Source organism: Paraburkholderia sp. PAMB 6770 (assembly GCF_057748135.1).
The window spans coordinates 2,843,878-2,865,963 of record NZ_CM173238.1 but is presented as its reverse complement, the minus strand read 5'-3'; the positions used below and the strand labels follow the sequence as shown (position 1 = coordinate 2,865,963).

General features: G+C 66.7%; 22 protein-coding genes, 1 tRNA gene and 2 pseudogenes. 10 read left to right on the top strand and 15 right to left on the bottom strand.

Annotation, left to right across the window (positions count from 1 at the left end; translation table 11 throughout):
- Positions 1 to 7 precede the first annotated feature (7 nt).
- The 3 genes from AC3AP7_RS12955 to AC3AP7_RS12945 all read right to left on the bottom strand — a co-directional run bounded on the left by AC3AP7_RS12955 (position 8) and on the right by AC3AP7_RS12945 (position 3,301).
- Positions 8 to 997, bottom strand: a complete 990-nt coding sequence (locus tag AC3AP7_RS12955) for an ABC transporter permease (RefSeq protein ID WP_475762399.1) — start codon at positions 995 to 997, stop codon at positions 8 to 10.
- Between the two features lie 68 nt (positions 998 to 1,065).
- Entirely contained in the window at positions 1,066 to 2,106 is a 1,041-nt protein-coding gene (locus AC3AP7_RS12950; protein ID WP_475762401.1) for an ABC transporter substrate-binding protein, read from the bottom strand.
- A gap of 55 nt (positions 2,107 to 2,161) precedes the next feature.
- The gene (locus AC3AP7_RS12945; protein ID WP_475762403.1) at positions 2,162 to 3,301 is read right to left on the bottom strand and encodes a mandelate racemase/muconate lactonizing enzyme family protein; all 1,140 of its coding nucleotides are present in this window, start codon (positions 3,299 to 3,301) and stop codon (positions 2,162 to 2,164) included.
- A 199-nt stretch (positions 3,302 to 3,500) separates the two neighbouring features.
- On the opposite strand from AC3AP7_RS12945, the gene AC3AP7_RS12940 reads away from it, so the two are divergent.
- The 3 genes from AC3AP7_RS12940 (at position 3,501) to AC3AP7_RS12930 (ending at position 7,781) form a co-directional block, all read left to right on the top strand.
- Entirely contained in the window at positions 3,501 to 4,928 is a 1,428-nt protein-coding gene (locus AC3AP7_RS12940; RefSeq protein ID WP_475762405.1) for an aminotransferase-like domain-containing protein, read from the top strand.
- 200 nt (positions 4,929 to 5,128) lie between these two features.
- On the top strand, positions 5,129 to 6,496 hold the full coding sequence (locus AC3AP7_RS12935; protein ID WP_475762407.1) for an amino acid permease: 1,368 nt from the start codon (positions 5,129 to 5,131) through the stop codon (positions 6,494 to 6,496).
- A gap of 550 nt (positions 6,497 to 7,046) precedes the next feature.
- Positions 7,047 to 7,781, top strand: coding sequence for a cupin domain-containing protein (locus tag AC3AP7_RS12930; RefSeq protein WP_475762409.1), 735 nt, complete (start codon positions 7,047 to 7,049; stop codon positions 7,779 to 7,781).
- A 243-nt stretch (positions 7,782 to 8,024) separates the two neighbouring features.
- On the opposite strand, the gene AC3AP7_RS12925 is transcribed toward AC3AP7_RS12930, so the two are convergent.
- The 3 genes and pseudogenes from AC3AP7_RS12925 to AC3AP7_RS12915 form a co-directional block, all read right to left on the bottom strand.
- Positions 8,025 to 8,156, bottom strand: coding sequence for a hypothetical protein (locus tag AC3AP7_RS12925; protein WP_475762411.1), 132 nt, complete (start codon positions 8,154 to 8,156; stop codon positions 8,025 to 8,027).
- Positions 8,157 to 8,372: 216 nt separating this feature from the next.
- Positions 8,373 to 8,636: pseudogene (locus AC3AP7_RS12920) on the bottom strand (helix-turn-helix domain-containing protein); the annotation flags it as partial.
- The gene (locus tag AC3AP7_RS12915; protein WP_475762413.1) at positions 8,633 to 8,773 is read right to left on the bottom strand and encodes a hypothetical protein; all 141 of its coding nucleotides are present in this window, start codon (positions 8,771 to 8,773) and stop codon (positions 8,633 to 8,635) included. The pseudogene AC3AP7_RS12920 and the gene AC3AP7_RS12915, both read right to left, overlap by 4 nt.
- Before the next feature lie 16 nt (positions 8,774 to 8,789).
- On the opposite strand from AC3AP7_RS12915, the gene AC3AP7_RS12910 reads away from it, so the two are divergent.
- Positions 8,790 to 9,011 (top strand): hypothetical protein, encoded by a 222-nt coding sequence (locus AC3AP7_RS12910; RefSeq protein ID WP_475762415.1) that lies wholly within the window; start codon positions 8,790 to 8,792, stop codon positions 9,009 to 9,011.
- Here the strand turns inward: AC3AP7_RS12910 and AC3AP7_RS12905 are convergent.
- Complete coding sequence (locus tag AC3AP7_RS12905) at positions 9,008 to 9,172, bottom strand: hypothetical protein (RefSeq protein WP_475762417.1); 165 nt, start codon at positions 9,170 to 9,172, stop codon at positions 9,008 to 9,010. The two genes, AC3AP7_RS12910 and AC3AP7_RS12905, sit on opposite strands and share 4 nt — an antisense overlap.
- 1,230 nt (positions 9,173 to 10,402) lie before the next feature.
- Positions 10,403 to 11,788 carry an oxygen-independent coproporphyrinogen III oxidase gene (gene hemN / locus AC3AP7_RS12900; RefSeq protein ID WP_475762419.1) on the bottom strand — a complete coding sequence of 462 codons (1,386 nt, stop codon included), beginning with the start codon at positions 11,786 to 11,788 and terminating at the stop codon, positions 10,403 to 10,405.
- A 307-nt stretch (positions 11,789 to 12,095) separates the two neighbouring features.
- Between hemN and AC3AP7_RS12895 the strand changes: the two genes are divergently transcribed.
- Both AC3AP7_RS12895 and AC3AP7_RS12890 read left to right on the top strand, forming a co-directional pair.
- Positions 12,096 to 12,413 carry a YkgJ family cysteine cluster protein gene (locus AC3AP7_RS12895; RefSeq protein WP_475762421.1) on the top strand — a complete coding sequence of 106 codons (318 nt, stop codon included), beginning with the start codon at positions 12,096 to 12,098 and terminating at the stop codon, positions 12,411 to 12,413.
- Positions 12,414 to 12,456: 43 nt separating this feature from the next.
- The gene (locus AC3AP7_RS12890) at positions 12,457 to 13,041 is read left to right on the top strand and encodes a DUF1439 domain-containing protein (RefSeq protein ID WP_475762423.1); all 585 of its coding nucleotides are present in this window, start codon (positions 12,457 to 12,459) and stop codon (positions 13,039 to 13,041) included.
- A 79-nt stretch (positions 13,042 to 13,120) separates the two neighbouring features.
- Here the strand turns inward: AC3AP7_RS12890 and trmB are convergent, their stop codons facing one another.
- The 3 genes and pseudogenes from trmB to AC3AP7_RS12875 form a co-directional block, all read right to left on the bottom strand.
- Complete coding sequence (gene trmB, locus AC3AP7_RS12885; RefSeq protein ID WP_475762425.1) at positions 13,121 to 13,939, bottom strand: tRNA (guanosine(46)-N7)-methyltransferase TrmB; 819 nt, start codon at positions 13,937 to 13,939, stop codon at positions 13,121 to 13,123.
- A gap of 407 nt (positions 13,940 to 14,346) precedes the next feature.
- Positions 14,347 to 14,981 (bottom strand): annotated as a pseudogene (locus AC3AP7_RS12880) (LysR family transcriptional regulator); the annotation flags it as partial.
- A 148-nt stretch (positions 14,982 to 15,129) separates the two neighbouring features.
- Positions 15,130 to 15,204 (bottom strand) — tRNA-Gly (locus AC3AP7_RS12875).
- 736 nt (positions 15,205 to 15,940) lie between these two features.
- Between AC3AP7_RS12875 and AC3AP7_RS12870 the strand changes: the two genes are divergently transcribed.
- Positions 15,941 to 16,798, top strand: coding sequence for a hypothetical protein (locus tag AC3AP7_RS12870; RefSeq protein WP_475762427.1), 858 nt, complete (start codon positions 15,941 to 15,943; stop codon positions 16,796 to 16,798).
- Between the two features lie 71 nt (positions 16,799 to 16,869).
- On the opposite strand, the gene AC3AP7_RS12865 is transcribed toward AC3AP7_RS12870, so the two are convergent.
- From AC3AP7_RS12865 to AC3AP7_RS12855, 3 genes are all read right to left on the bottom strand, one after another.
- Positions 16,870 to 17,433 (bottom strand): YggT family protein, encoded by a 564-nt coding sequence (locus AC3AP7_RS12865; protein WP_475762429.1) that lies wholly within the window; start codon positions 17,431 to 17,433, stop codon positions 16,870 to 16,872.
- 146 nt (positions 17,434 to 17,579) lie between these two features.
- The gene (locus AC3AP7_RS12860; protein ID WP_475762431.1) at positions 17,580 to 17,900 is read right to left on the bottom strand and encodes an EthD family reductase; all 321 of its coding nucleotides are present in this window, start codon (positions 17,898 to 17,900) and stop codon (positions 17,580 to 17,582) included.
- Between the two features lie 66 nt (positions 17,901 to 17,966).
- Positions 17,967 to 18,923 carry a Rossmann-like and DUF2520 domain-containing protein gene (locus AC3AP7_RS12855; RefSeq protein WP_475762433.1) on the bottom strand — a complete coding sequence of 319 codons (957 nt, stop codon included), beginning with the start codon at positions 18,921 to 18,923 and terminating at the stop codon, positions 17,967 to 17,969.
- 293 nt (positions 18,924 to 19,216) lie between these two features.
- Here AC3AP7_RS12855 and AC3AP7_RS12850 point away from each other — a divergent pair, with 293 nt between their 5' ends.
- The 3 genes from AC3AP7_RS12850 (at position 19,217) to AC3AP7_RS12840 (ending at position 21,174) form a co-directional block, all read left to right on the top strand.
- Positions 19,217 to 19,378: a hypothetical protein gene (locus tag AC3AP7_RS12850; RefSeq protein WP_475762435.1), complete on the top strand. Its 162-nt coding sequence runs from the start codon at positions 19,217 to 19,219 to the stop codon at positions 19,376 to 19,378.
- Between the two features lie 361 nt (positions 19,379 to 19,739).
- Positions 19,740 to 20,027, top strand: coding sequence for a hypothetical protein (locus AC3AP7_RS12845; RefSeq protein ID WP_475762437.1), 288 nt, complete (start codon positions 19,740 to 19,742; stop codon positions 20,025 to 20,027).
- 181 nt (positions 20,028 to 20,208) lie between these two features.
- Positions 20,209 to 21,174, top strand: a complete 966-nt coding sequence (locus AC3AP7_RS12840) for a threo-3-hydroxy-L-aspartate ammonia-lyase (protein ID WP_475762439.1) — start codon at positions 20,209 to 20,211, stop codon at positions 21,172 to 21,174.
- Positions 21,175 to 21,190: 16 nt separating this feature from the next.
- Here the strand turns inward: AC3AP7_RS12840 and AC3AP7_RS12835 are convergent, their stop codons facing one another.
- Entirely contained in the window at positions 21,191 to 21,886 is a 696-nt protein-coding gene (locus tag AC3AP7_RS12835; RefSeq protein WP_475762441.1) for a LysE family translocator, read from the bottom strand.
- Positions 21,887 to 22,086 lie beyond the last annotated feature (200 nt).

The following is a 22,086-nucleotide window of genomic DNA, read 5'->3' as shown; positions in this document are numbered from 1 at the left end:
GGTCCGGTTAGCGGGTCGGGCGGGTTTCGAGGCCGCCCTGGCCGCCGGCGCTGCCGCCTGCTTCGTCCGCTTCGTCGGCCTTGTCCGCCGCCGCACGGCGGTACGGGATGCGCGAAGCGGCGCGCGCCTTGCGGCGCAGCGCGAGCAGGCGCCGGGTGCGGCGGTCCTGGCCGTAGCCCTGGCTGATGCGGTCGATCACGATGGCGAGGATCACGATGGCCAGTCCCGCCTGGGTGCCCTTGCCGACGTCGAGAGTCTGGATGCCGGCCAGCACGTCCTCGCCGAGCCCGCGCGCGCCGATCATCGACGCGATCACCACCATCGACAGCGCCATCATCGTGGTCTGGTTGATGCCCGCCATGATGCTCGGCCGTGCGAGCGGCAACTGCACGTTCAGCAGCAGTTGCCAGCGCGTGGTGCCGAACGCGCGCGCGGCTTCGACGACGTCCGCGTCGACGTGGCGGATGCCGAGGTCGGTGAGGCGGATCAGCGGCGGCAGCGCGTAGACGATGGTCGCGAGGATCGCCGGCACCTTGCCGAGGCCGAACAGCATCAGCACCGGAATCAGATAGACGAAGCTCGGCAGCGTCTGCATGATGTCGAGCACCGGCAGCAGGATGCGCCGCAGCCATGCATGGCGCGACGCGAGGATGCCGAGCGGGACGCCGAGCAGCACCGACAGCGCGGTGGCGACCACCATCAGCGCGAGCGTTTCGATCAGCTTGTTCCAGAGTCCGAAGCAGCCGATCGCGTAGAGCAGCAGCATGAACAGGCAGGCCGGGCCGAGGCGGCGCGTCGCGTTCCACGCGAGCGCGCCGACCGCCAGCAGCACGAGCCACGGCGGCAGCGCGCGCAGGCTGCTTTCGAGCGGCACGAGCAGGTAGCGCAGCACGAGGATGCTGAAAGTGTGAAAACTGTCGCCGTAACGCGTGACGAACGACTGGACGATGTTGTTCACCCAGTCGGCGATCGACAGATGCAGGAAAAAACCGTTCATGTTCAACCCTCCGATCCACTCCGGCAGGCGGCGCGCCGCTCACGGGCGCGCCGCCGCCATGCCGGCGCTCAGGCGCCGGCCAGCGAGGCCTTCACCTTCTGCGCCGCGTCCTTCGATACCCACGGCGTCCACATTTCCGGGTGGGTGCGCAGGAACGTCTTCGCCATCGTCGCGCCGTCGATCTTCTTCGTGGTCATCTCGAGGATCGTCTGGTTCAGGAACGGCATCGGAAAGCTGACCTTCGAGAACACCGCCATCAGATCCGGCTCGCCCTGATAGAACGGCGTCGACACGCCGATCCGCAGGTGCGACACCATGTACGACGACGCGCATTGCGACGCGCTGTTGTCCGCGCGCAGCGTGTCCCAGCATTTCTGGCTGAACGGCGGCATCTTCAGTTGCACGAACTTGTATTTCGCCATCAGCGCGGCCGGCTCCCAGTAGTAGAACAGGATCGGCTTGCCGCGCTCATAGGCCGACGAGATCGCCGCGTCGAGCGCCGCGCCGGTGCCGGGGCGGAAGTTGGTGTAGCTGTCGTCGAGCTTGAGCACCTTCAGCAGGCGCGTGTTCACGCGCTCGCAGTCCCAGCCGGCCGGGCAGTTCAGGAAGCGGCCCTTGCCGGGTTCCTCGTCGTCCTCGAACAGATTCTTGTAGTGCGGCAACTGCTCGACCGACGCGAGCTTCGGCGCCATCGGCCTGATGCCGCGCGCCGCGTCGCCGTTGATCACGTAGGCGGGCACGTACCAGCCCTCGTTGGTGCCGCCGGGCAGCGTGTCGCCGACGAGCTTCACCTTGCCGTCCGCGACGCCCTTCGCAATGATCGCCGAGCGTCCGGTCCACTGCTCGCCCCACACCTGCAGGTCGTCGCGGGTGAGCGCGGTTTCGGTCGCGGCGGTGCTGCCCGGGATGACGTCCGTCGTGCAGCCGTAACCCTTCTCCGCGATGTAGCGCAGCACCTCGGTGGTGAACGAGCCGCTCTCCCACGTGACGCCGGCGAAGTGGACCGGCTTGCCGCTCGCGCACCAGCTGCCGGCACGCGCGGCAGCGGGCCACAGCGCGCTGGCGGCGAGCGCGACGCAGGCGGCGCGCATCCATGACTTGATCTCCATCTTCTGTCTCCTGATTGTTTGTTGGCTTTGGTAGGGGCTGCGGGGCTTCGACGCGTCAGGCGTACGTACTGCGAGAACTCTGCGTGGCGGCGAGCGCGGCTTCGTCGAGCGCGAGGCCGAGGCCCGGCGCGTCGGACAGCGTGATCCAGCCTTCGCGGTCGATGTCGATCGGCTGGGTCAGCATGAAGTCGCGCCGCGCGATCGACCATTGCGGCGGGTCATACGGAAACTCGATGAACGGCGCCGACGCGGCGCCGGCGGTCAGATGCAGGTTCGCCATCAGGCCGATGCCGTTGCCCCAGGTGTGCGGCGTGAACATCCGGCCGCGCGCCTCGACGGCCTCGGCGAGCCGGCGCAGGCCCTCCATGCCGAGCGAGCAGGCGACGTCCGGCTGGAACACGTCGAGGCAGTCGCGCGCGAGCAACTGGTCGAATTCGTAGCGCTCGCGCGTCATCTCGCCGCCGGCGATGCGCAGCGTCGTGTCGCGGCGCAATGCGGCATAGCCGTCGTAGTCGCCGCGGTGCAGCGGCTCTTCCATCCAGTAGACGCGCTGCTTTTCGAGCTCGCGGGCGACCTCGAGCGCCTCGCGGTGGGTCCACGGCGCGCGGGTGTCCCATGGCATGCGCCAGCCCTGATTGCAGTCGACCATCAGTTCGAGCCGCTCGCCGACCGCGTCGCGCACCGCGGCGAGCGCATCGAGGTCGTCGGCGACGCGCGGGCGGCCGAAGCGGATCTTCAATGCCGGAAAGCCGCGCGCGGCAACCTGCTGCGCCATCAGCGCCGCGTCGGCGGGACGGCGATGCACGCCGCCCGACGCATACGCGCGGATCCGGTTGCCGCGCCCGCCCATCATCTTCCAGCACGGCTCGCCGCGGATCTTGCCGGCGAGATCCCACAGCGCGATGTCGAGCGGCCAGGGGCGTCCGGCGTGAAAGCCGACGTTGTCGAGCACCGCGCTGTGGCGCGCGAGGTCGAGCGCCGGCGTGCCGACGAACAGGTGCTGGTAGTCCGCAAAGCCGTACATCGCGTCGCCCGAGCCGATGCCGACACGCCCGTCGTCGTCGAACACGCGCACGATCGTGGCGGGAAATTTGCGGCGCGGCTGGCTATCCCACGAGGCGGGAAAGGGCGGATCGAGTTCGAGCTGGTGGTGCGTGATCTCGATCCGGCTGATATGAGGTGTCTCACGGCTCATCAAGGCGCTCCTCGGCGGCTGCCGGGGTGCCGCATCGGGGCGGCAGGATTGGATTCGGAATGACGCCATGCTAGGGAGCGCGGGCGGGCAACTCAATCCGTTCAATTAAAGTAAATGACTGCATCCAATTTCGCCCTATTGGATGCGTATGATGTCAATCAAACGACACCGGAACCTACCGTCAGGAGACCATCGCATCATGGCGATGAACGCATGGCTGCCCCGCATCGAGGCGGGCGGCGACCCCAAATATCAGGTGATTGCGCGCGCGTTTGCGCAGGCGATCCTGAACGGCCAGTTGCCGGCCGGCGAGAAGCTGCCGCCGCACCGCTCGCTCGCGAGCGAGCTGCGCGTGACGACCGGCACGATCAGCCGCGCCTATGCGGAACTCGAACGGCAGGGGCTCGCGAACGCGCGGGTCGGCGACGGCACCTACGTCGCGCAGGCGCGCGCCCGCGACCTGCCGCCGGGCGCGTCGCACGGCGCGCAGCGCGGCGGCGCGGCGGCGGTGCCGGCGCTGATCGACCTCGGCCAGAACATTCCGCAGTCGACCGCGGAGGCCACCGCGCTGTCGGCCACGTTGTGCGAGATTGCCGGCGACGAAGTGCTCACCGCGGAGCTGCTGCAGTACGCGCCCGAGGCCGGTTCGATGCGCCACCGGCTGGCGGGGGCCGCGTGGCTCGGCCGCGCGGGCAGTCCGGCGAGCGCGTCGCGCGTGCTGGTCACGCAGGGCGCGCAGCACGCGCTGGCGTCGGTGCTGCGCGCGGTGACGCGGCCGGGCGACACGGTGCTCGCCGAAGTCGTCAGCTATCCGGGGATCATTGCGCTTGCGCGGCAACTGCGGCTGCACCTCGTGGGCGTCGAGATCGACGCGGAAGGGCTGGTGCCCGGCGCGCTCGAGCTTGCCTGCAAATCGCTGCATCCGCGCGCGCTCTTCTGCGTGCCGACGATCCACAACCCGACCACCGCGACGATGTCCGACGCGCGGCGCGATGCGCTTGCCGCGATCCTGCAGCAATACGGCGTGCTGCTCGTCGAGGACCTCGTGCCCGCGATGCTGCTCGACGTGCCGCCCGCGCCGCTCGCGACGCGCATGCCGGAGCAGTCGTTCCTGATCGCGGGGCTCTCGAAGTCGGTGGCGCCGGGCTTGCGGGTCGGGTATCTGCAGGCGCCGGGCGCGTGGTGCTCGAAGATCGCCGCGGTGATCCGCAGCGATTGCTGGATGACCGCGCCGCTGATGGCCGAGGTGGTGTCGCGGTGGATCGAAAACGGCGAGATGGACCGGCTGAACGGTCTGCAGCGCGCGCATATCGAGGGCCAGCATGCGATCGCGCAGGAGGTGCTGAACGGCGTCACGTACCGGCATGCGGCGACCAGTTCGCATCTGTGGCTGCCGCTGCCGGAGCCGTGGCGGGCCGCGGAGTTTGCCGCCGCGCTGCGTCAGGAGGGGGTGCTCGTCAAAACGGCGGACAGCTTCGTGATCGGCCGCAACGCGGCACCGCACGCGGTGCGCATCTGCATGACCGGGGCGCGCTCGCGCGATGCGCTCGCGCGCGGACTGGCGATCATCCGCACGACGCTCGATCATGGGCTCGAAAGCGGCATGGCGTCGTCTTACGCGCCCTGAAGGGCGCATCCGGCGCGTGCGCCGGCTTGCTGGTGCGCCGGGGTGTCGCTGCGTGCCGCTGCGCATTCCTGCGTATCTCCGTGCATCCCGGCGTGCCGCTGCGCATCCGGCGGCGGCGACCGGCGCGCTAGAATCTCGGGCTTTGCCCGTGCGCGCGATGCGTCGCCCGGGCGATCCCTTCCATCCACTGGGGCGCAATCGTGAAGACAACCGGGCAGCAGGACGGCCTCAGGCGCGGGCTGAAGAACCGCCATATCCAGCTGATCGCGCTGGGCGGCGCGATCGGCACGGGTCTTTTTCTCGGCTCGGCGAGCGTGCTGAAGGCCGCCGGGCCGTCGATGATCCTCGGCTATGCGGTGGGCGGCATCATCGCGTTTCTGATCATGCGGCAGCTGGGCGAAATGGTGGCGCAGGAACCTGTTGCCGGCTCGTTCAGCCACTTTGCATACAGGTACTGGGGCGATTTCGCGGGCTTCCTGTCGGGCTGGAACTACTGGGTGCTGTACGTGCTCGTCAGCATGGCCGAACTGACGGCGGTGGGCACCTACGTGCATTTCTGGTGGCCGGGCGTGCCGGCGTGGGTATCGGCGCTCGTGTGCTTTGTCGGCATCAACGCGGTCAATCTCGCGAACGTGAAGGCCTACGGCGAGGCCGAATTCTGGTTCGCGCTCGTCAAGGTCGCCGCGGTGATCGGGATGATCCTGTTCGGCGGCTATCTGCTCGTCAGCGGTCACGGCGGGCCGCAGGCATCGGTGGCGAACCTGTGGTCGCACGGCGGGTTCTTCGCGCATGGCTTTCACGGCTGGTTCATGACGCTCGCGGCGATCATGTTCTCGTTCGGCGGGCTGGAGCTGATCGGCATCACGGCGGCGGAGGCCGACGATCCGTCGCGCAGCATTCCGAAGGCCGTGAACCAGGTGATCTACCGGATCCTGATCTTCTACATCTGCTCGCTGCTCGTGCTGCTGTCGCTGTATCCGTGGGACCGGGTCGCCGCAGGCGGCAGCCCGTTCGTGATGATCTTTTCGCAGATCGGCTCGTCGCTGACGGCCAACGTGCTCAACGTCGTCGTGCTGACCGCGGCGCTGTCCGTCTACAACAGCGGTGTGTATGCGAACAGCCGCATGCTGTACGGGCTCGCCGAGCAGGGCAACGCGTCGCGCGCGCTGATGCGGGTGGACCGGCGCGGCGTGCCGTACGCGGCGATCGGCCTGTCGGCGCTCGCGACGTTCACCTGCGTGATCGTGAACTATCTGATTCCCGCGCAGGCGCTCGGCGTGCTGATGGCGCTCGTCGTGGCGGCGCTGGTGCTGAACTGGGCGCTGATCAGCCTCACGCATCTGAAGGCGCGGCGCGCGATGGAGGCGCAGGGGCGTCCGCTCGTATTCCGCTCGCTGTGGTTTCCGGTCAGCAACTGGATCTGTCTTGCGTTCATGGCGATGATCCTCGTGATTCTCGCGATGACGCCGGGGCTGTCGGTCTCGGTGTGGCTGGTGCCGGTGTGGCTGGTCGTGATGTGGGGCGGGTATCGGCTGAAACGGCGGCGTACTGCTTACGCTGCGCGCTGATGCCGGTGGGGGCGGCGCGCGCCGGGAAATCGGCACCCGCTTCGGTGGGTATCACCGCGCGCGTCGCGGGACAGCGGGTACACCCCGAGGTCGCTGTCCATCGCGGCAATCGGGCGGAAGCCTGGGACTGCGAAATACCGATCTCGCGCGTGGCAGCGGAAAACCTGCCGGAGAACAGGCAACGCGAGTGTAGAGCTTGATGGAAAGGACGTCGTTCATGGGGTGCCTTTCACGTTGCCCGTCTGGGCGGCCCGTTGCCGGGATCGCTTCCTGTTCTGATTTTTCGTGACGAGATTGCGTCACTCGCCTTTGTCCAGATCGAACTGACTCCATTCAGCCTTGCGCGGCCTCTCGCGGACTTTATCCGGATCGCGCCTGACTCTGCGCACGGCAACGATGTTGCGCCATGACCGCAGACCCTGCTGTCAGACCCTCCCACAATGGATGGACTGCGTTGTTTGCCCGCTCAAATCAGTGTTCCCAGATTTTTTTGCGCTGGTTAAATGGTTGGCAACAGGAAGCCATCATCGGGTGATTCATGGGAGTCAAAGTGAGCGCAGCATTTGTATTGCACCGTGCCGAAGGTGCGCCTTTTCCGACCGCCTTCCGCAAAGGCGCATTTGGCCAGAACGATCCCTTCGCGCAGCATCGCGAGATCGCCTGGGAAGGGCCGGACTCGATTGCCGCGGGTCGTGTCGGCTTCATCGGCGAACTCGACATAGCGAGTTTTCCTCACATCGAAACGCTCGTCGTCGTGGAAGGGGCGCTGACGCTGGAAGCGGCCGGAATGGCGCCGTTGGTCCTGGGGCCGCAAGAGGGCGCGGTGATCGGCAGCGGCACCGCGCTGTGCATTCGAGCCGAATCCCGCACGCGTTTCGTGTTCTGCGCTGCCGCCTGCCAGCGGCCGACGAAGACCGGCCTCGTTCCCTTACGCGCCGACGCCGATTTCAAGCCAACGGCAACGCTGCCGGCGGAGGTGCTGCTGGGGCCGGCTCCCGAATGTCGCGGCGACAATGTCTTCAACGATGACGACGCTGCGTATATGGCGGGTACGTGGGATTCGACGCCCTACCACCGGATCATTCGTCCGCATCGCCTGAACGAGTTCATGTATCTCCTTGCCGGCAGCGTGCGGTTCGCCGCGCCTGACGGCAGCGTGCTCTCGCTCGGCGTGGGCGATGCGCTTTTCGTGCCGAAGGGGGCGCCGATCGGATGGGAAAGCAGCGATCGCGTGGCGAAGTTCTACGTGGTTCAAACCGTCGAGGATTCAAGCGGACGAGGCTAACTGGAAACGGGCCGGATACCAGCAGAAGTACCGCCGGCTGTCTCGCGAACAACGCGGACCACAAGAGAAAGAAAAACCCCGCAAGACCTTGATCTTGCGGGGTTTCTCGGAATTCGCAGATTTCTGCCGGAAGAAATGCTGGTGCAGGGCCGGAATGAAAAAATTCTTGCTATCGCTTTACTGGAGCCGGTTTGCAGAATTCTTCCGAGGCGGATACCACCAAAAATACCACCGGACGTAGGTTCAGGGCTCCACTGGCCCGACGGCATTCGAACTCCAGTTCGGCGAACCAGTTAGTGCCACGCGGGGCGCCATTGCGTCGATGGCCCGCTTGGTGAATTCGCCAATCACCTTCTGAATGTGCTGCTCGTCCATTGCCGCTCCCCGAGTTTGCAGTTCAATTCCGTCCCGAGGATGGGATTCAATAAAATCACGTCTTGGAATGGCAAAAACCCGGCTCGCGGCCGGGTTCGTTGCTTGTCGTCTGCTGCGGCGCTCATGCGCTCATGCGGCCGCCAGTTCCGGCGCACGAGCGGCCTTGCGAGACGAGCCGCCGGGGGATGCCTTCGGCGATCGGCGAGTCTTCGCGCTGCGCAGTTCCAAGCTGACGCCGATCATGCTTACCATGTTCACGAGCGCATCAAGCCCGAACAGGTCAACTTTGCCGCGCACGAGGTCGGAGATACGCGGCTGCGTGACGCCGAACAGCTTGGCCGCAGCCGCTTGGCTCAGACCCTCGCGCTTAATGTGGCGCTCGATCTCGATCATGAGCGCCGCGCGCAGCTTCATGTTCGCCGCATCGGCGGCCGTGTCTTCGATCGCATCCCACACGCTTTCAAATTTCTGGTTTTTCATTCGCCGCCCATTTGGTAGAGCACATCGGCAAGGTCTGACTCGCCGATGATGCCTTGCGCGACCCCGACCATAATGTCCTCAAGCTGGTCGGTGCGCGGGATATCGACCCCTTGCGCCGACAGATACATCAACGCCACGACGAGCGCCGTCCTCTTGTTCGCATCGTTGAAGGTGTGGCCGCGCGATGGCGACGGCGTACATTGCAGCGATGCCGAACACGTCATCAAGATCGGCGTAGGCGATGCGATTGTCAACGCGCGCAAGCGCCCCCTCAAGCCGGTCTGCGCCAAGATCGCCATGCAGGCCGGGCTCGGCGCGAAGAATCTCGTCGTGGATGGCGCGCACCGTGTCGGCGGTGATCGGCAGTTCCATTAGCGCTTCGCCAGCGCCTTGATGACGTGCTCGTGCGTCGCCATAACCCGGCGCACGGCGGCGCGCACGATGCGCTCGCCTTCGGGCGTGGACAGGTCGATAGGAGCGGGCCTTACGGGCTTACGCACCTTCGTGATTTCGATGCCGCAGATTACGCGATTCATGGTGCGCCTGACGATGTTGTTTCCCGTGTATAAACTATACAGAATCTTGTATAGAGGTGCAACCAGAATCGCCCGACCTACCGGGGTTTCCGGTGGTCGTAGGGTTCGAGTCCTGCCGCCGGCTTCGAACTGCCGGGCGCGTTTCTGGCCCCCTGATTTTCCCCGGATCGGGCGCAGAGGTGCATGAATGCTCGTGTTCAGTTTCCGGTCCCCAGCAACCGTGCTTGAAAACTGCACGAGGAGGGCTCGAGCCTTTTATGGTGTGCCAGACGCGAGTGCGCATCTCTGCCCCATCGCCTAATAATTCAACGGTGGTCCAGAAACGGTACGGCCTGAAGAACGAGCTTTTTTCAGTACGCGAGCACCTTGCCGGAGCCGGCTGCGGTGATGATCGGGCGTTTCAGGCTGGGCGGTCCATCATCGACACCACCCGGCCCATAAATACGCAAAGACGGACAAGGGTAAGACGCTTCGGTGGTCTGAGAACAACTTACCTTGCTTAACGAAAAAAGCCGCCCCTGTATGAACAGGGGCGGCTTCCGAATTGGTGCCCGAGGCCGGAATCGAACCGGCACGCCTTGCGGCGGGGGATTTTCTTCCCACTTCGGCTTTCGCCGCCGACCTGCACAGGGCAGGGCGTTCGTGGTCTGGAGCACGCCTTCACCATAGCGCAGCGTTACCGCTTTACCTTAGGTGCCCGCCGTCTGCTCTCTACACCTTCCCTTTAACCTTTCGATCCAAGGGCTTGGCTCGGCATTAGCTCGGACTGACTTCGTCCAGGGCCTTCACCGAGTTTGACGGGCTTCACCTCAAGAATTTCTTCGAGAGGGCTCAAATTTGGTCTGAGTCCCCTGCGTCTACCAATTTCACCACTCGGGCGTGACGCAATGTTACAGCACTACCTACTACGACCTACTTTGAGCCAGTACGCGCCGTACCGGCTCTTAATTGGCCCCTAGCTCGAAAAGCTGGCTTTTCGCTCAGGAGCCGAGATTTCCTGCAAACCCTTGCCTGTTATGGCTTTGTGGACGCTGAACCCTAGCTAACCATAGGCACAAGTACCTATTTTTGAGTCCCCTGCGTCTACCTGTTTCACCACCTGGGCATTGTGCACGTCGTGCAGCGGGCGCGGATTGAGCCGCGCGCGGCGGGAAACGCGGATTATGTCGCAAAACCGGGGTTCGGGCAAGCTGCGGCCGGACGCGCTGATCGTGCAGCCGGCGCCAGCCGTTACACCGTGCGGGAGTAGCGCTCGGGCGCCGGCTCGCCGAGGTGCGCGTCGAACACCATCGCGATGTTGCGCACCAGCATGCGCCCGGGCATCAGCACGTCGATGCGCGCCGGGCCGATGGCGACGAGCCCGTCGTCCTCGAATGCGCGCAGGCGCGCCAGCTCCGGGGCGAAGCGGCGCGCGAAATCGATCCCGTAGGCCGCTTCGATTTCGTCGAAGCGCAGCACGAGGTTGCACATCAGTTGCGTGATGATGTCGCGCCGCAGCCGGTCTTCGGGCGTGAGGCGCACCCCGCTCGCGATCGCGAGGCGCCCCGCGTCGATCGCGTCCGCGTAGGCGGGCAGCGTCTTCGCGTTTTGCGCGTAGACGTCGCCGACCTTGCCGATCGACGATGCGCCGAAGCCGATCAGGTCGCAGTCCGCGCGCGTGCTGTAGCCCTGGAAATTGCGGTGCAGCGTGCCTTGCGCCTGTGCTCGTGCGAGTTCGTCGCCGGGCAGCGCGAAGTGGTCCATCCCGATGTACACATACCCGGCGTCCGTCAGCCGCTCGATCACGAGACGCAGCAGCGCGAGCCGCCCGTGCGGCGACGGCAGCGCGGACGCGTCGATGCGCCGCTGCATCTTGAAGCGCTGCGGCATATGCGCATAGCCGAACACGGACAGCCGGTCCGGCGCGAGCGCGATGATCGTATCGAGCGTGCGGCTGAAGCTGTCGACGCTCTGGTGCGGCAACCCGTAGATCAGATCCACGCCGATCGAATGAAAACCGGTCGCGCGCGCGGCGCGCATCACGGCGGCCGTCACGCCGAGCGGCTGGATCCGGTTGACCGCCTGCTGCACGAGCGGATCGAAGTCCTGCACGCCGAGGCTCAGCCGGTTGAAGCCGAGGTTGCGCAGATGCACGATGGTTTGCGGGGTGGCGGCCCGCGGGTCGACTTCGATCGAATATTCGCCGATCGCATCCGGCATCAGCACGAAGTGCTCGCGCGTGGCCGCCATCAGTTCGGCCATCTCGGCGTGCGACAGGAACGTGGGCGTGCCACCGCCCCAATGCAGCTGCGATACCGTGCGGCCCGCATCGAAGCACGCTGCCTGCAGCGCGATCTCGCGCTTGAGCTGCGCGAGGTACGGGCGGGCGCGCGCGTGGTTTTTCGTCACGACCTTGTTGCAGCCGCAGTAGAAGCACACGGTGTCGCAGAACGGAATGTGGAAGTACAGCGACAGGTCGGTCGCGGCGGCGCCCGGGTCGCGCGCGGCGCGCAGATAATCGGCGGGGTCGAAATCGTCGCGGAACTGCAGCGCGGTCGGATAGGACGTATACCGGGGACCGTTCGCGCTGTACTTGGCGAGCAGGTCGGGATGGAACAGGTCGTCGGCAGTGGTCATGGGCGGCTCGGTGAGCGCCACGCCCGTGCGCAAGCGGCTGCGTGCGGGCTTGCCGGCTCGCGGGTTTGCCGGTTTGCATTCGCGTGCGGGTGGGCGTGCGTGCGGGTGGGCTTGCGTCTGCCCGGTCCGAAGCTGCCGCGTTGGCGGCCGGCTGGACCGGGCGGCGCCGGCGCCCGTCGGGCGTGGCCTGGATGCTGTTCCAGTGTACGCGTGCCGTGTGCGCGGGCCGTTGTGTAAAAAGGTCGCAGGCCGCAGCAATGGCACAATGCGAAGCGGCCCGCTCGATGGAGCGGGCCCGTGCGTCAGGATGTTTCAGGAAAAGCCCGTGGTGACAGCCGAAGTCCCGTTCGATGCAGCCGGTCATGCGTGCCGCCCCGGCTGCGGTGCGTGTTGCATCGCGCCGTCGATATCCAGCCCGATTCCGGGCATGCCCGACGGCAAGCCGGCCGGCGTCCGGTGCGCGCAGCTTGATGCGAATCTGCAGTGCGCGATCTTCGGGCGTCCCGAGCGCCCCGCCTGCTGCGCGGGGTTGCAGCCGCAGGCCGAGATGTGCGGCGCGACGCGCGCCGACGCGCTCGCGTGGCTGACCCGGCTCGAAACGCTGACCCGTCCCGCGCGTGACTGACGCTTCGCGACTGACGCGCGCCGATTTCTACTGGAGAAGTCGCATGACCCAACCCGTGGCGCCGACGCGGCGCCGAATCGTGCTTGCGGCGGTCGCGGCGCTCGGCATGGCGGTGTCGCTCGCGGCCTGCGCGTCGCCGATCTTTCCGTTCATCCCTTCGCACTACACGTTTTCGCGCGAGCAGGTGCAGACGGCCGTGCAGCGCAAGTTTCCGTACCAGCGCGCGGTGTCGCAGCTATTCGACGTCGCGCTGTCGAATCCGGTGGTCGGATTCCTGCCGGACGCCAATCGCGTCTCAGTGCAGCTCGATGCCCGCTTTGCGAGCCCGTTCCTGCAGGCGCCGGTGGACGGCGTGTTCACGCTGTCCACTGCGCTTGCCTACGATCCGACGCGCCACTCGGTGGTGCTGAAGTCGCCGAACGTCGACCATGTCACCGTGTCCGGCGACGCGCGCATGTACGCGCAACAGATCAACGAGGCGGCCGGCATGCTGGCCGCGCAACTGCTCGACGGGTACGCGATCTACACGTTCAAGCCCGAGCAACTGGAATTCGCCGGCGTGCACTACGAACCGGGGACCATCACCATCCTGCCGAACGGCATCCGCGTGCAGATCGTCCAGAAGTGACGGGATGTGACAGCCGCGGCGTGCCGGACCCCATCGGGGCCTGCGCGCCTCGCGCGCAACCGCGCGCGAGGCGGTGCGCTCAGACGTCGCTGCGGCGTCTGAAGATCAGATCCCATACGCCATGTCCGAGCCGCAGGCCGCGGCGCTCGAATTTCGTCACCGGACGATAATCGGGGCGCGGCGCGTAATCCTCGGCCGTGTTGGCGAGCGAAGGCGCTGCGCCGAGGACGTCGAGCATCTGCTCGGCGTAGTTCTGCCAGTCGGTCGCGCAATGCAGATAGGCGCCGGGCTTCAGGCGCGAGGCGAGCAGCGCGACGAAGGCCGGCTGGATCAGGCGGCGCTTGTGATGGCGGGCCTTGTGCCAGGGATCGGGGAAGAAGATGTGCACACCGTCGAGGCTGTGCGGCGCGAGCATCTGTTCGAGCACTTCGACTGCGTCGTGCTGGATGATGCGGATGTTCGGCAACTGCTGCTCGTCGATCAGTTTCAGCAGCGCGCCGATGCCCGGTTCGTGCACTTCGACGCCGAGAAAGTCGTCGTCGGGACGGTGCGCGGCGATTTCCGCCGTGGTCGCGCCCATCCCGAAGCCGATTTCAAGGATGCGCGGCGCGCGGCGGCCGAAAACGCCGTCCCAGTCGGGCTGCGCGGGCGCATACGGGACGACGAAGCGTGGTCCGAGTTCGTCGAGCGCGCGACGCTGCCCGGTGGACACGCGTCCGGCGCGCGTGACGAAGCTGCGGATGCGGCGCGGGTGTGCCACGTCGTGCGCGGGCGCCGCATCCTCGGCGCCTCGCGCGGCAGCGTCGGGCGAGGCGGGCGAAGTGGACGGCAGGGCGGACGTGCCGGTGTCGGCGGCGAGATCGCCGGGGCGGCTCGCCTCATCAGGAGTGTGGATCATCGTCGATGGCTAGAACGGGAGTGCGGCTGGCGCGGACCGGCTGCGCGCCGGCCGTTTGACCAGTGCGGCGGGCGGGCGACTGCCGTCATCGGGACGCGGCGGCCCGCAGGCCTTGATGACGCGGGCGATCCGCGTTTCGCGCAGTACGCGCACGGGCCCGGCAGGGTTCAACAGGCTCGGGATGCGTCGGCTGCGACGCACGGGCCCGCGACGCAGGGGTAGGAAGGTAGCACAACCCGAAGACAGGCGTCCAGCCGCACCATGAATGAGGGTGGCATCGGGCATCCGGTACCGGGCTCCGGCGGATGCGGCGCTCGGCCGGTGGTGCCGTTCCGGCGCAAGCCGGACTGCGCCGTGCAGGATGCGCGTTTCGCGCCGTGTGCGCGTCCGGGCGCTTCGCAGGTCTCGGCGACGAGCGCTCTTGCCCACGGGTGCGCCGGCGAGCGATGCGTGCGCGCATGCCACGCGAGGTGCGTCGTGAAGCCGGGAATGTCGAGCGGCGGTTCGACGACGGCGCGCCCGGCCGCGTCGCGCACAAGGCGCGACGGGACGGCGGCGATCAGGTCGGTCGCGCGCAGAATGTCCGGCAATACAAGAGGGCTTGCCACGGAAACCGTTACGCGGCGGAGGCGCGCGAGCGCGTCGTCGGTGACGCCGCTCAGACTGCCGCCGTCATACGGCACCAGCGCATGATCGAGCGCGCAAAAGCGGGCGAGCGTGAGACGCCGGTCCGCGGCCGGATGATCCGTGCGCACGGCGCAGACGTAGCGCTCGTCGAACAGGGCGCGCGCATGCAGATCGTCGGGCGTGGTCTGTGGCGTGATCAGCGCGCAGTCGATCTCGCCGAGTATCTGTCGCACCGGCGCGGCCAGTTCGAGCGCGCGGGAGGCACGATGCCGCGCTGCGAGCGGACGAAGAGCGGGTCGCCGAGGCTCTCGCGCAGACGCGCGAGCATCGCGCTCACGGCGGGCTGAGTCAGCGAGAGGCGCGCTGCGCGGGTGACGTTGCGTTCGTCGAGCAGCGCGTCGAGCGTCCTCAGCAGGCCTGGCTGGACGGGCTTGGTTCGCGTGGCGCGGGCGAGGGTGCAGGTGACGGCGGCGACGTGATCGCTCCCGCGACGCGACGTCGTGGGTATGCTTGTACGCAAGCCGTTTTTTTTGGGGGAATACTTTGCCAGATCTGGCGGGAAGTGGAGCGGGCGATGGGAATCGAACCCACGTCTCTAGCTTGGGAAGCTAGGGTAATAGCCATTATACGACGCCCGCAGAGCACGTGATTCTACGCGCTTTCGTCACACTTTGGCAAATTGGACGGACGTCGCGCGGGGCGGGCGCGTGTGGAGCCGGGGTGTCCACGTGCGGCAGGCGAGAGGTCTTCATCTGTTGTGTTCTGTCGGGTTCTATTGGGCGCGGGATCCAGGCGTGCGTCGGCATGGATTCGAAGAGAAAAGCATCATACATACCGCTTACCATGATATTTATCGAAAGTCGCCTATTAGTATATTGAAAGAAATTCGTGAGGCCGCGCCTGATTGAACGTTTCTTCCAGAGGGATAGACTTCGTTAAACAGGGCATCAGAAATTTTCCAAGGAAGATAGAGGGCATTCGCGAAATTTGATAAGAAAATTCGTTTGCCGAGCCCCACAAGCTGCCGCGGCGAACGTGTCGTTCGTGACGACGTCATCTCGCACAGCCGGTCTGCACAAGGCGTCATGCAACAAACATGCTTGCCCATGCCAATCTCATTCAATTCGCATGAATTAAAATGCGATCCGCATTGAATTCGATTAAATTCAAATAAAAGCTAAAGTCTCCCGAATTGCGGCCGTATAAGGACAAGTCTCGTTCCGCAAATCATGCCTTGAATGGGCTTTGAGGGCCCCGTCAAGCTAACGGGGTGAGGCGCGGAATGGGGCGATTCGGAAAATCATCGAGATCGATTCGTCTTGTGGTATGGCGCAGGCGTTTGCTGCCCGTATCCACTCAACGCAAATAAAAGACATGAAAAACAAAACCTATCTGCCGGTATCCCTGTTGGCAACGCTTGCTCTCGCCGCGTGCGGCGGAGGCGGCGGGAGCGGAGCGTCGGCCACGCCCGCGGCCACCGCCGCGAGCGCGCCGGGCGCGGCGTCGACTCCTGCGGCCACGGTCAACGGCGTCGAACTGCCGAGCCTCACCAGTCCGCAAGCAGGATCGACTGCCGCGGTCGGCAATGGCATCGAGGGCATCTGGACGTCGCAGTCCGGCGTGGATAAAACCACCGCGTTCATCGATCCGCAGAACAACGTGTCGTATGTGACGTCGATCTCTACCGTCGTGATGGACGAGTTCTTCGGCGCCATCACGACCACGACGCCCAACTGGACCCTCACGTCGGGTGACGCTTACTCGCTCGCCTTTTACTACCCGACCACCTCGGGTTCGGGTACGTTCGCGAGCGCGCAGACCTTCAGCGGCAGCTTTGTCTCGAACGGCACGACCACCAGCCTCTCGTGGACCTACGACCCCGCGAATGCGCTCGCCGTCACGCAGGGCACGGTCACCGGCACATGGTCCGAGTCCGGCAGTTCGCTGACGGTCGCCGCCGACGGCAGCGTGTCCGGCACCCTCAGCAACTGTCCGGTGACGGGCACGCTGCTGCTCGCCACGCCGTCGTCGTCGGAGAACCTGTACACGTTGAGCGTCACCGGCACCACCACGACCTGCACGCTGCAGTCCGGCAAGACGTATGCGGGCAGCGCGGCGATCACGTTCCTGCCGATTTCGGGCAGCAGCCTGTACACGCCGACGCTGATGTTCATCATCCGCGCGCCCGACAATTCCGCGGTCGCCTACGGCCAGCTCTCGCAGCCGCAGTAACCGGCTGTCCGCCGGGGTCCGCTCGCGCCGCGCCCGTCGCGCGGGCCGGCGCGAGCCCCGGCGTCATCCGTTCAGATCACGAAGTAGGTCAGCTGAACCGCCACGCGCGTGACGATCATCATCAGCACCTGCACGATCACGAACAGCAGGATCGGCGACAGGTCGAGGCCGCCCATTTGCGGAATCACGCGGCGCAGCGGGTTCAGGAACGGCGCGGTCAGCTGGAACAGGATCGGCATCGCCGGCGAGCGCGGGTTCAGCCACGACAGCAGCGCCATCAGGATCGTGAGCCAGATGATGAGATTGAGGCCCCACTTGATCACTGTCAGCAGCGCGACGATCAGCAGCGTCGGCCACATCTGCAGCGGATCGGCGCCGGTGACCGCGACCATCAGCACCACGTAGACAATGCCCGCGATCAGCGTGGCGATCAGACTCGCCCAGTCGAGCCTGCGCGTGGCCGGCACGATGTGGCGCAGCGGCAGCACGAGCCAGTTGGTCACGTGCAGCACGGCGTTCGTGACCGGGTTGTACGGCGGCAGTCGCACGAATTGCAGCCAGGCGCGCAGCAGCAGCGCGGCGCCGAACAGGGTGAAGAGGGTATTGAGCAGAAAACGGGCGATCTCGCCGAACATCGTGAATCCTTTCTTCTAATGGGCGCGCGGCCGTGCCGAACGCCAGGTGCCGGCCTGTGCGGCCATGGGTTGATCGGACGCGCGCCGCCGGTTGCCGGCGGCGCGTCGCTTCGCTTCGGGATGGCGCAGCAGGGGCGTGCCGTGCGCTAGATCGCGACCTTGACCTCGCTGATCAGGATCGTGCCGTTGCCGCCGTCCGTGTAGTTCGGAATGTCGGCCACGAGCGTGTCGGCAGCCGGCTTGAATACCGCGTAGAACGCGTCGACGGTGTCGAACAGGAAGTGCCCGGCCGCGACGTACGGCGGCGGCGTGCCCGGCGGCCCCGCGCTGATGCCGGCGTCCACCGACCAGCCCTTCAGCGCGTCGCCGAACAGGCGTGCCGCGAGCGGCATGTGCGTGCGGCAGTAATAGTCCATGTCGAAGCGGCCGTTTTCCCGGTAGGGGTAGAGGATGCTGACCTTGATCATTATGTGTTCTCGTCGGTTGGTCCCGGCGGCGCGTGCTTGCGGCTCGCGGCGCCGGTCGTCACATTATCACGGCTTGTGGACGCCCGTCCCGTCGGGCACGTGCGCGAGCGCGCGGGCGAGCGACTGCTCGACGACCTGCGCGATCGCTTCGAGCGACGCGGGCGGTGTCGCGCGGCGCCGCGCGAGGTCGACCGCGCGGCGCGTCATCAGCGCATAGAGCGCCGCGTGGTCGCCGCCGCAGCCTTCGAGTAGTGCCAGCTGCTGGCTGACCACGCCCGTGTCGCCGCGCGAGACCGGCCCCGCGAGCGCGTCGGGCAGCCCCTTGTCGCGGGCGGTTTCGATCGTGCCGGCGAGCATCGGCAGCAGCGCGCGCAGCGCGTCGTCCTCGGCGAAGCCGAGCGTGCGCCACAGCGTGACGCATTCGGCGAGGCTGCACAGCGCAAAGCTCGCCGCGTAATGCGCCGCCGCGTGGTACAGCATGCGGCCGCCCGGCGGAATCGACAGCAGGTGGCAGCGCAGCGCCAGAACGAGCGCGTCGAGCGTCGTTTTCAGCGCACCGTCGGCTTCGACGGTGATCGAGCAGCCGGCGATGCGTTCGAGGTCGGCCGCGCCGCCGCCGAACAGGTAGAGCGGATGAAAGCCGCCGATGGCCGCGCCCTGGGCGCGCGCGGCGTCGAGCAGCGTCACCGGCGACGCACCGCTGCAGTGCACCAGCGCGCGCAGACGCGCGGAACCCGGCGCGTGATCGGCACCGGCGCCATCAAAGCGCAAAGTGTTCGCCGTCGTACCGATGCTGTCATCCGGGACGGCTAGAAAGACGATATCGGCCGCGTCGACGACCTGCTGCGGCGTATCCAGCGCCGCGCAGCCGTCGATGCGGGCCGCGAGTTCGCGGGCCGACGCGTGCGTGCGGCTCGCGACCGCGACAACCGGATAGCCGGCGCGCGCGAAACCCTGCGCGAGGCAGCGCGCGAGGCGCCCGGCGCCGATGAAGCCGAGGCGCGGCAGGGGGAAAGCGGTCATGAGGCCTGCTCCAGACAGCGAATTGAAGGCAAGCATGCAGTATCGCGCATTCGTCGCGTGTGGGTCGCGCGCGGGTCTTTCATTCGTCGCGCATTCGCCGCGCATCGCGCGGCAAGCGTGCCGGGGCGGCGGCGTATCGTCGGATCAAACCGGCGCGGATATGGAGGCGTACGCGCGTCATCTGTCTACGCTGCGCCATCGGGTCCGGAAACTGCTCACAATTTTCAGGATCGATATCAGGTAGGTGCGGTTAGGGTTGTTCTCTGTGTCGCAGTCCGATTCGGGAGGTCGATATGAGCATCTTTTCGTACCGAAAGCACTTGCGGTTCCTGACTCATTCGCAGCGCCGCCGCTGGTGGGACCAGCGCAAGCGCCTCACGCCGCGCGTGAAGATCAGTGGCGCCTACGTACCGCCCAGCGTCACGCGGGAGTTCACCTACGTCAAGGTCGGATAGCGGACAGCCTGCTTGTTTGGCTCTGCGGCAAAAGCCCGGTTTACGCCGGGCTTTTGCCGTTTACGGCACCTCGCAAGCGGAGCACCGGTTACGCTGAATTGAATTTGTAATTAAAGATTACCGGAATAGCACGGTCGTCGCGGATGCGCTCCGGTAAATTCGGCCAGCATGCCGATGGCCGCGCTCGCCGAGACCTCGCTGCGCGAATGCCCGGTGGCGGCGTCGCGCTCCGGCGCGCGGGCAATTGCAATTTGCAACAAATGCACGCATCGAGTGCGATCCTTTTTCGATACAGTGGGTCACACAGGAGCTGCAAGTCAGGCGGCACAGCCAGCAGGCCAAGCCGCATCAGGAGAAAAAAGTGAAGAGGATCGTTCCATTTGTCGTGGCTGCCGCGCTGGGTCTCGGTGTCGCGACCGCAGCGCAGGCGCACATCTCGGTGGGTATCGGCATCGGCCTTCCGGTCGCTCCCGTGTATCCGGTGTACGCGCCGCCGCCGGTGTACTACGCACCGCCGCCGCCGCCCGTGTACTACGCGCCCCCGCCGCCGCCCGCCGTGGTGGTGGGCGGCGGGTACTACGGCTATTACCATCCGTATTACCACCCGTACTATCACCATTACTGGCACCACGGCTACTATCGTCGCTGAGTCCGGCGGCGCGTTGCCGCACGGTTTTTGACGCACGGCGCAACGCAGTCTTCGCGACTGCGTTGCGCCGTTTTCGCATGGGCGCCCGGCGCTCGCGCCGCATCGCTGCGCGGTTCGTCACGCAATAGCGGATGAAGCTGGGACAATGACGTTTTCCCACCGCCTTCGGAGTCCCGTGCCGATGCAAGTGCTTCCCGCTCCCACCTACGTCGACGTCGTCGACGCCGCCGCGCGCCTCGAAGGGGTCGCGCACCGCACGCCCGTGCTCACCTCGCGCACCGCGGACGAACGCACCGGCGCGTCGCTGTTCTTCAAGTGCGAGAACTTCCAGCGCATGGGCGCATTCAAGTTCCGCGGCGCGTACAACGCGATTTCGCACTTCGATTACGCGCAGCGCGACGCCGGCGTGATCACCTATTCGTCCGGCAATCACGCGCAGGCGATCGCGCTGTCCGCGAAGCTCGCGGGCATTCGCGCGACGATCGTGATGCCGCACGACGCGCCCGCCGCGAAGGTGGCCGCGACCCAGGGCTACGGCGGCGAAGTGATCTTCTACGACCGCTACAAGGAAAACCGCGAGGAGATCGGCGAGCGGCTCGCGCGCGAGCGCGGCATGACGCTGATTCCGCCCTACGACCACCCGCACGTGATCGCTGGGCAGGGGACCGCGGTGAAGGAAATGCTCGAGGAAACCGGCCCGCTCGATCTGCTGTTCGTCTGCCTCGGCGGCGGCGGGCTGATTTCCGGCAGCGCGCTGGCGGCGGCCGAACTGAGCCCCGGCTGCAAGGTGACCGGCGTCGAGCCGGAGGCGGGCAACGACGGCCAGCAGTCGCTCGCGCGCGGCGAGATCGTGCACATTCCGGCGCCGCAGACGATCGCGGACGGCGCGGCGTCCACGCATCTCGGCGCGTACACGTTCCCGGTCATCCAGCGGCTGGTCGAGCAGATCGTCACCGTGACCGACGCGCAGCTCGTCGAGACGATGCGCTTTTTCGCGCAGCGCATGAAGCTCGTCGTCGAGCCGACCGGCTGTCTCGCGGCGGCGGCGGTGTTCAACGGCATCGTGCCCGTCGAGGGCAAGCGGGTCGGCGTGATCGTGAGCGGCGGCAACGTCGACCTGTCGCGTCTCGCGCAGTTTTTCGGCTAGGCGGCCCGCGTTCCGGTCAGGCGGCGGACGCGCCGAGGCCGGCCGCGTGCGTGTGCGGCGCAATCAGATCGCGGTAGCCGTGCACGATCACGCTGTACGAGAAATACGCGAAGAGCAGCGCCGACACCACATGGCACGCGCGCAGCAGCGTCGTGCCCGCGCGCTGGCGGCCGTGGCTCGCGAGCGCGCAGATGAACACGGTCCACGCGAGCCCGCCGGCGAAAAAGCCGCCGAGAAACAGCGCAGCGGCGGCGAGCGTGGTCGCGCCGGCCTTGGCGATCAGCGCGCCGCCGACCGCGGCGAACCACAGGATCGCGGAGGGCGACGAGATCGCGAGCAGCACGCCGCGCGCGAAGCCGCGCGCGGGCGCGGGGCGCGGCGCCGAGGCGTCGGCCTCGCCCTCGACCGGCGGCGCGGACGCGGGGAATAGCGCCTCGCGGGCCATCTTCGCGGTCAGCATCAGCAGGATCGCCGCGCCGCCGATCCAGACCACCCAGCGCACCGCCGGAAACTGCAGCAGCGCGGCCATGCCGGCGAGCGCGAGCGCCGCGTAGATCAGGTCGCCCAAGCACGAGCCGAGCCCGAGCCAGAAGCCCGGCCTGAAGCCGTGCGACAGCGTGAGCGAGATGATCGCGACGTTGACGAGGCCGATGTCGAGGCACAGCGACAGCGACAGAAAGAAACCATCGGACAGCATCGATAACGCGTGCATGCGCGAATCGGCTCCTTGTTCGTGTTGGGGGGCGGTCTGCCGTGCGGGCGCGCGGCGGACCGTCTGGGCGGGCCGCCGGCGCGGCCGGCAACGGCGGGAAAGCCGTGGGAAAGCGGGATCAAGCGGGATCAGGCGCCAGACAAGCGCCAGACAAGCGCCAGACAAGCGCCAGACAAGCGCCAGACAAGCGCCGGCGCGCC